This is a genomic window from Streptomyces prasinopilosus (assembly GCF_001419695.1).
Classification (GTDB): domain Bacteria; phylum Actinomycetota; class Actinomycetes; order Streptomycetales; family Streptomycetaceae; genus Streptomyces; species Streptomyces prasinopilosus.
Genome location: NZ_LIRG01000457.1, coordinates 1 through 7,174, shown reverse-complemented (window position 1 = coordinate 7,174; position 7,174 = coordinate 1). Strand labels below are relative to the sequence as shown.

General features: G+C 74.9%; 7 protein-coding genes. 5 read left to right on the top strand and 2 right to left on the bottom strand.

Going from position 1 to position 7,174, the window contains the following annotated elements:
• Positions 1-106: 106 nt before the first annotated feature.
• Positions 107-1,297, bottom strand: a complete 1,191-nt coding sequence (locus tag AOK18_RS19320; RefSeq protein ID WP_055574713.1) for a zinc-dependent alcohol dehydrogenase — start codon at positions 1,295-1,297, stop codon at positions 107-109.
• Positions 1,298-1,527: 230 nt separating this feature from the next.
• On the opposite strand from AOK18_RS19320, the gene AOK18_RS19315 reads away from it, so the two are divergent.
• The gene (locus tag AOK18_RS19315) at positions 1,528-2,541 is read left to right on the top strand and encodes a DUF3048 domain-containing protein (RefSeq protein WP_055695177.1); all 1,014 of its coding nucleotides are present in this window, start codon (positions 1,528-1,530) and stop codon (positions 2,539-2,541) included.
• A gap of 63 nt (positions 2,542-2,604) precedes the next feature.
• Here the strand turns inward: AOK18_RS19315 and AOK18_RS19310 are convergent, their stop codons facing one another.
• On the bottom strand, positions 2,605-3,063 hold the full coding sequence (locus tag AOK18_RS19310) for a MarR family winged helix-turn-helix transcriptional regulator (protein WP_055695176.1): 459 nt from the start codon (positions 3,061-3,063) through the stop codon (positions 2,605-2,607).
• Positions 3,064-3,343: 280 nt separating this feature from the next.
• On the opposite strand from AOK18_RS19310, the gene pcaH reads away from it, so the two are divergent.
• From pcaH to pcaDC, 4 genes are all read left to right on the top strand, one after another.
• A complete protein-coding gene (gene pcaH, locus AOK18_RS19305; protein ID WP_240503238.1) occupies positions 3,344-4,132 on the top strand; it encodes a protocatechuate 3,4-dioxygenase subunit beta in 789 nt (262 codons plus the stop codon).
• On the top strand, positions 4,129-4,734 hold the full coding sequence (pcaG, locus tag AOK18_RS19300; protein WP_055695174.1) for a protocatechuate 3,4-dioxygenase subunit alpha: 606 nt from the start codon (positions 4,129-4,131) through the stop codon (positions 4,732-4,734). Before pcaH ends, pcaG begins: the two co-directional genes overlap by 4 nt.
• Positions 4,731-6,107 carry a 3-carboxy-cis,cis-muconate cycloisomerase gene (gene pcaB / locus AOK18_RS19295; RefSeq protein ID WP_055695173.1) on the top strand — a complete coding sequence of 459 codons (1,377 nt, stop codon included), beginning with the start codon at positions 4,731-4,733 and terminating at the stop codon, positions 6,105-6,107. The genes pcaG and pcaB overlap by 4 nt, the downstream gene beginning before the upstream one ends.
• The coding region (pcaDC, locus tag AOK18_RS19290; RefSeq protein WP_055695172.1) for a bifunctional 3-oxoadipate enol-lactonase/4-carboxymuconolactone decarboxylase PcaDC at positions 6,104-7,174 on the top strand (1,071 nt) is incomplete at its 3' end. The genes pcaB and pcaDC, both read left to right, overlap by 4 nt.

Below are 7,174 nucleotides of genomic sequence, written 5' to 3'. Positions count from 1 at the left end.
CCGCCGCGGCCGTGCCCGGGGGGCGCCGGACTTTTCGGCGCCCCCCGGGCACTCGGGGTCCTTCCGGCGCTCCGGCACCCGGGCGGGTCCGGTGCCGCCGGCCGGTTCACGGCTTCATGAGGACCTTGACCGCGCCGTCCCGCTTGCGCTGGAACATGTCGTAGGCCGTGGGCGCGTCCGACAGCGGCAGGCGGTGGGTGGCGAAGTCGTCGACCCCCAGGGGGTCGTCGTCCGTGAGGTAGGGGATGATCTCGTCGCTCCAGCGGCGCACGTTCGCCTGCCCCATGCGCAGCTGGATCTGCTTGTCGAACATGGTGAGCAGGGGCATGGGGTCCGCCATGCCCCCGTAGACGCCGGAGACCGAGACGGTGCCGCCGCGGCGCACCAGGTCGATCGCGGTGTACAGGGCGGCGAGCCGGTCGACGCTGAAGCGTTCGGCGAGGGGGCCGCCGAGCTTGCGGGGCAGCAGCGCCGCGGCGTTCTGCACCAAGCGGGCCGCCCCGCTGCCGTGCGCCTCGGTGCCGACGGCGTCGATCACGGCGTCGGGGCCGCGGCCGTCGGTGCGGTCGCGGATCGCGGTGAGGAGTTCCTTCTCGTCGTCGAAGGAGCGCAGGTCGAAGGTCTCCACGCCCCGTTCCCGCGCCCGGCGCAGCCGTTCCGGGACCAGGTCCACGCCGAACACCCGGTCGGCGCCCTGGAGCCGGGCGATCCGGCAGGCCATGTCGCCGATGGGCCCGAGGCCGAGCACGGCGACGCTGCCGCCCTCGGGGACGTCGGCGTAGGCCACCGCCTGCCAGGCGGTGGGCAGGACGTCGGAGAGGTAGACGAACCGGTCGTCGGCCGGCCCCTCGGGGACCTTGATCGGGCCGTACTGGGCCTGCGGGACCCGCAGGTACTCGGCCTGGCCGCCCGGCACCGCACCGTAGAGGCGGGTGTAGCCGAACAGGGGCGCGCCCATGCCCTCGGTGCTGACCTGGGTGGTCTCGCACTGGGTGGGCAGGCCCGTGAGGCACATCCAGCAGTTGCCGCAGGCGATCTGGAACGGCACGACGACCCGGTCACCGGCCTGGAGGTCCGGCACTCCGGCACCGACCTCCTCGACGATGCCCATGGCCTCGTGGCCGAGGATGTCGCCCGGGGTCATGAACGGGGTGAGCACCTCGTAGAGGTGCAGGTCGGAACCGCACAGTCCGGTGGACGTGACGCGGATGACGGCGTCCGTGGGTTCCTCGATCCGCGGGTCGGGCACCTCCTCCACGCGCACGTCCCGCTTTCCCTGCCAGGTCACTGCCCTCATCGTCGCCTGCTCCCTGCGTCGTAGTGGCCGGTGCGCCGCCCGTACGGTCTGCCGCGGTGCGCTGTCCCGTACGGCGGGCGCTCCGGGTACCCGGGGGGTCCGCGCCGAACCGCGCTCCCCCCTGCGCCGATCGGCGGAAGCCACCGCGCGGGAACGCCACCGATCAGAGAGAAGCACCGACGATCGGAAAAGCGCACAATCGAGACAACCGATGATGTGGGGCAGGCGGAGTGGCGACGGTGGGCACGGGACGAAGAGCACGCGGACGAGGCGTCACGACGGCGGGAGCACTGCTGGCGGCGCTGCTGACGGCCGGCCTGGCGGCGGGATGCACCGCGTCGAACGGTCCGGGGGACGACGGACGCGGGTCGCCACGCACCTCGCATCCGGCCGGGACGGACGAGGGCCGTGGGGGCGACCGCCCCCCGGTCCTCGCGGTGAAGATCGACAACGCCCCCGCGGCCCGCCCCCAGACCGGTCTGGAGGCGGCGGACGTGGTGTACGCCGAGCAGGTCGAGGGCGGCCTGAGCCGGCTGATGGCGGTCTACGCCGCCCGGCTCCCCGGGTCCGTCGGACCGGTGCGCAGCGTCCGGGAGGCCGACCTGGAGCTGCTGCGCCAGTTCGACCGGCCGGTCCTGGCGTTCTCCGGGGCGCAGGGCAGACTGCTGCCGCTGATCGACCGGGCGCCGCTGGAGCCCCTGACGCCCGGGACGTCCGGCACGAAGGAGGGCGTCTACGTCCGGGACACCGCGCGGTCCGCCCCGCACGACCTCTTCCTCCGGCCCGGGCGGCTCATGGACGGCCCGCCCGGCCGGGCCTCGCTGACCACCGGATTCCGCACCGGTCCGCCGCCCCCGGGAGGCGAACCCGCGAGCACGCGCACGGTGCGCTATCCGGCGGCCCGCTTCACCTTCGACTGGTCCGGCGCCCGCGGCCGCTGGCTCGTCTCCCTGGACGGCGCTCCCGCGGTCACCCCGGGGGGTGAACCGGTGGCGCCCGCGACCGTCGTCGTGCAGTACGTGACCATCCGCCCGTCCGGCTACCACGACTCCCGCGGCAACAACACGCCGTACACCGAGACGGTGGGCTCCGGGAGGGCCGTCGTCCTGCGCGACGGGCGTGCCCACGACGTCCGCTGGAGCCGCCCGGACGCCTCGGAGGGCACCGCCTTCACGACGGACGACGGCACCGCGGTGCACTTCGCGCGGGGACAGGTGTGGGTGGTCTACGCGGAGGCCGCCTGAGTGCCGCGGGGCGGTCGGCGGGGCCGCCGGGCCGGCGGCGTGCCGGATCAGCGGGAGGCCGGATCACCGGGTTCCCGGGCCGCCGGGGTGGCGCAGTTCCTCGGCCGCGTCCGCCACCCGCCGGATCAGCGCGAAGAAGGCGGCCTGCTCATCGGCGTCCAGCGGGCCCAGGAGGACCTGGTTCATCCGGGCCGTGCGCACCGCCAGCCTGCGGTGGGTGCGCAGGCCGTCGTCGGTGAGCCGGAGCAGGAAGCGGCGGCCGTCCCGCGGGTCGCGGTCCTTGTCGAGCAGGTCCCGCCGGAGGAGCCGGCCGATCACCTCGGCGATGGTGGACCGGTCCAGCCCGACCCGCTCCCCGACGGTGCGCTGGTCCAGTCCCGGCTCGGCGACGAGCGCGTTGAGGACGGCGAACTGCGGAGAGGTGATCTCCTCGGAGACCATCGCGTTCCACAGCAGGTGGTGCGCCTGCTGGAGCCTGCGGGCCAGGTGCCCGGGATGGGTGGTGAGGTCCACCGCGCCCATGTACGCCCCTCACTGCCGATGCCGACGGCTCACGGAAAAGTCGTCGGCGTACTGAACGATACCCGTGGGCACCTGACCCCGCCCCAGGTCCACGACCACGTCAGCGCAGGATACTTCAGGGTATTGACGCTTCCCTGCGGGGATGGCAGCGTGAGGGACCCCCGTGAAGATGATCAGTGCACTGACTGATTCGGGGGCCGAAGGTGCGGACCGGCGACACGCGTCCGGCCGGGGGGCCGGCCGGGACGGGGTACGACGGATGGACAAGGTGGTGGCCGCTGTGACGGACGTTCTCACCCAGCACGACATCGACCGGGAGATCGCGGCCGAGCACGCCGCGTACGGGGAGCGGTTGGCGGGCGGGGCCCCGATCGAGCACCATCCGCGCCGCGACTACCGGCCGTACCGCTCGTCGGTGCTGCGTCACCCCCGGCAGCCGGCGATCGCGGTGGACGTGACCCGGGACCCCGAGCTGGTGGAACTGTCCTCCCCCGCCTGGGGGGAGCGGGACGTCACCGGGACCGACAACGACCTCACCCGGCAGCATCCCGGCGAACCCCTGGGTGAGCGAATAACCGTCTCCGGGCGGCTGCTGGACCGCGACGGCCGTCCCGTGCGCGGTCAGCTGGTGGAGGTCTGGCAGGCCAACTCGGCCGGGCGGTACGCCCATCGGCGCGAGCAGCACGACGCGCCGCTGGACCCGAACTTCACCGGCGCCGGCCGCACCCTGACCGACGGCGAGGGCTTCTACCGCTTCACGACCGTCCGGCCGGGACCGTACCCGTGGCGCAACCACGTCAACGCGTGGCGCCCGGCGCACATCCACTTCTCCGTCTTCGGCAGCGCCTTCGCCCAGCGGCTGGTGACGCAGATGTACTTCCCGAACGACCCGCTGTTCCCGTACGACCCGATCCTGCAGTCGGTGACCGACGACGCGGCCCGCCGGCGGCTGGTGGCGGCCTACGACCACAGCCTGTCGGTGCCGGAGTTCTCCCTCGGCTACCACTGGGACATCGTGCTCGACGGGCCGCGGGCCACCTGGACCGAGGAAGGGCACCGACCGTCATGACGAAGATCGACACGGGCCGTCCGGGGAACGTTCCGCCCACCCCCTCGCACACCGTCGGCCCCTTCTACGGCTACGCGCTGCCGTTCCCCGGCGGTGAGGACATCGCGCCGGCCGGCCATCCGGACACCGTCACCGTGCACGGGTACGTGTACGACGGCGCGGGCGACCCGCTGCCGGACGCGTTGCTGGAGGTGTGGGGACCGGACCCGCAGGGCAACCTGGCGACCGCCGACGGCTCGATGCGGCGGGATCCGGCGAGCGGCGGCTTCCTGGGCCGCAACGGGGTGGAGTTCACCGGCTTCGGCCGGATCCGGACCGACGCCGACGGCCACTGGTACGTGCGCACGCTGCGGCCCGGGGCGCGGGGACGGCACGCGCCGTACCTGAGCGTGTGCGTCTTCGCGCGGGGCCTGCTGACGCACCTGTTCACCCGGATCCACCTGCCGGACGACGAGGCGGCGCTCGCCGCGGACCCGCTGCTGTCCCGGCTCGGCGAGGACCGCCGCGCCACGCTGGTCGCGGTGGACGAGGGGCGGGGGACGTACCGTTTCGACGTCCGCCTGCAAGGTGGGGACGAAACGGTCTTCCTGGAGTTCCGGTGACGGCGGCCGGCGCCGGCACCGGTCTGCTCGCCCCCGGATGGACCGGTTCCCCGGCCGCCGCCGAGGCCGGGGACGGTGCCGTCCTGCGGGCGCTGCTCGACGCCGAGGCCGCGCTGACCCGGGCGCAGGCGGCGGCCGGGTCCGCCCCCGCCGGGGCGGCGGCGGCGGTCACGGAGGCGGCCGCCGACCCCGGGCGCTTCGACCTCGCGTCCCTCGCCGAACGGGCGCGGGACGGCGGCAACCCGGTGATCCCGCTGGTCGCGGACCTGACCCGGGTGGTCGGCGAACCGTACGGTCCGTTCGTGCACCGGGGCGCGACCAGCCAGGACATCATGGACACCGCCCTGATGCTGGTGGCCCACCGTGCCCTCGGCCCCCTCCTGGACGACCTCGGCCGCACTCAGCGGGCGCTGGCCGGCCTCGCCGCCGAGCACCGCGACACGGTGCTGCCGGGGCGCACCCTGACCCAGCACGCGGTGCCGACGACGTTCGGGCTGAAGGCCGCCGGGTGGCGCTCCCTCGTGCTCGACGCCCGCGACCGGGTGACGGCCGTACGCGCCTCGCTCCCCGCCCAGCTCGGCGGTGCCGCCGGGACGCTGGCCGCGTTCACGGCGTACGGGGCGGCGGATCCGACCGGGCTTCCCGCGCTCTACGCCCGGGAGCTCGGGCTGCGCACCCCCGCGCTCCCCTGGCACACGCTGCGCACGCCGGTCGCCGATCTCGCCGGCGCCCTCGCCTTCACCGCCGGGGCCCTGGGCAAGCTCGCGGCGGACGTGCTCACGTACTCCCGCACCGAGATCGCTGAGGTCTCCGAGGCCGGCGCCGGCGGCTCCTCGGCCATGCCGCACAAGGCCAACCCGGTGCGCTCGACGCTGATCGCGGCGGCGGCGCGGCAGGCGCCGCAGCTCGCGGCCACGCTGTACGGCTCGCTGACGGCCGAGGACGAGCGGCCCGCCGGGGCCTGGCACGCCGAGTGGGAGCCGCTGCGGGAGCTGCTGCGCCTGGCCGGCGGCGCGGCCCGGGACGCCGCCGGACTCACCGGTGGGCTGCGGGTGCACGCGGACGTGATGCGCGAACACCTCGGTCTGACCCACGGGATGATCGTCTCCGAGCGGCTGTCCGCGGAGCTGTCCCCCCTCCTCGGGCGCGGCCGGGCGAAAGAACTGCTCACCGGCCTGGCGCGGCGCGCGGACGCGGAGGACCGCGACCCCGGAGCACTGCTCGGCGACATGCTCGACGAACTGCTCGTGCGGGAGCCCGGGTTGGCAGAGCGCCCGGAGTGGAGGCGCTTCGACCCCGCCGCCGCGGCCGATCCCGCCCGCTACACCGGATCCGCAGGGCTCCTCACCGACCGCGCCCTGGAGCGCCCGTGACCGGTGTTCTCCTCAACCACCGTGCGGAGGGCTCCGGTTCCGCTCCGCCGCTGCTGCTCGGTCCTTCGCTGGGCACGTCGTACGCCCTGTGGGACGAGGTGGCGCCCGAGCTGTCGGCCGCGCACCGGGTGGTCCGCTGGGACCTGCCGGGACACGGCGGTTCGGCGGCCGGGCTGATCGGTCCCGGCGCGACCGTCGGTGATCTGGCGGATCTGGTGATCGCGCTCGCCGACGCCCTCGGCATCGGACGGTTCGCCTACGCGGGGGTGTCGCTGGGCGGCGCGGTGGGTCTCGAACTGGCCGTGCGGTACCCGCGGCGGGTGTCGTCGCTGGCGGTGATCTGTTCCTCGGCGCACTTCGGCGGTGCGAAGGCGTGGGAGGAACGGGCGGCGCTGGTGCGGAGCGAAGGCCTCGCGGAGCTTGCGCGGAGCGCGGACTCCCGCTGGTTCACGCCCGGTTTCACGGTGCCGGAGCTGGTCCGCGACCACCGGGACGCCGATCCGGGGGCGTATGCCGCCTGCTGCGACGCGCTGGCCGCGTTCGATCTGCGGGACCGCCTCGCACGGATCGGGGCGCCGACGCTGCTGGTGGCCGGCCGGGAGGATCCGGCGACGCCCCCGGCGCACCTGCGCGAGATCGCCGACGCGGTGCCGGGGGCGGGGCTCGTCGAGATCCCGGGCGCCTCGCACCTGGCGCCGGCGGAACGCCCGGAGGCGGTGCTGACGGCGCTGCGGGCCCACTTCGGCGGGGACGCGGTGGGCGGGACGCGGGTGCGGCGCGAGGTGCTCGGGGACGCGCACGTGGACCGAACCCAGGCGCGGCAGACGCCGTTCACGGCGCGGTTCCAGGACTTCGTCTCGCGCTACGCCTGGGGCGAGGTGTGGACCGACCCGACGCTGAGCCGCCGCGAACGCAGCATGATCACCCTGACCGCCCTGGTCGCGCACGGCCACCACGGTGAACTGGCCCTGCACGTCCGCGCGGCGCGCCGCAACGGGCTCACCCCGGAGGAGATCGGGGCGGTGCTGCTGCAGACGGCGGTGTACTGCGGGGTCCCGGCGGCCAAC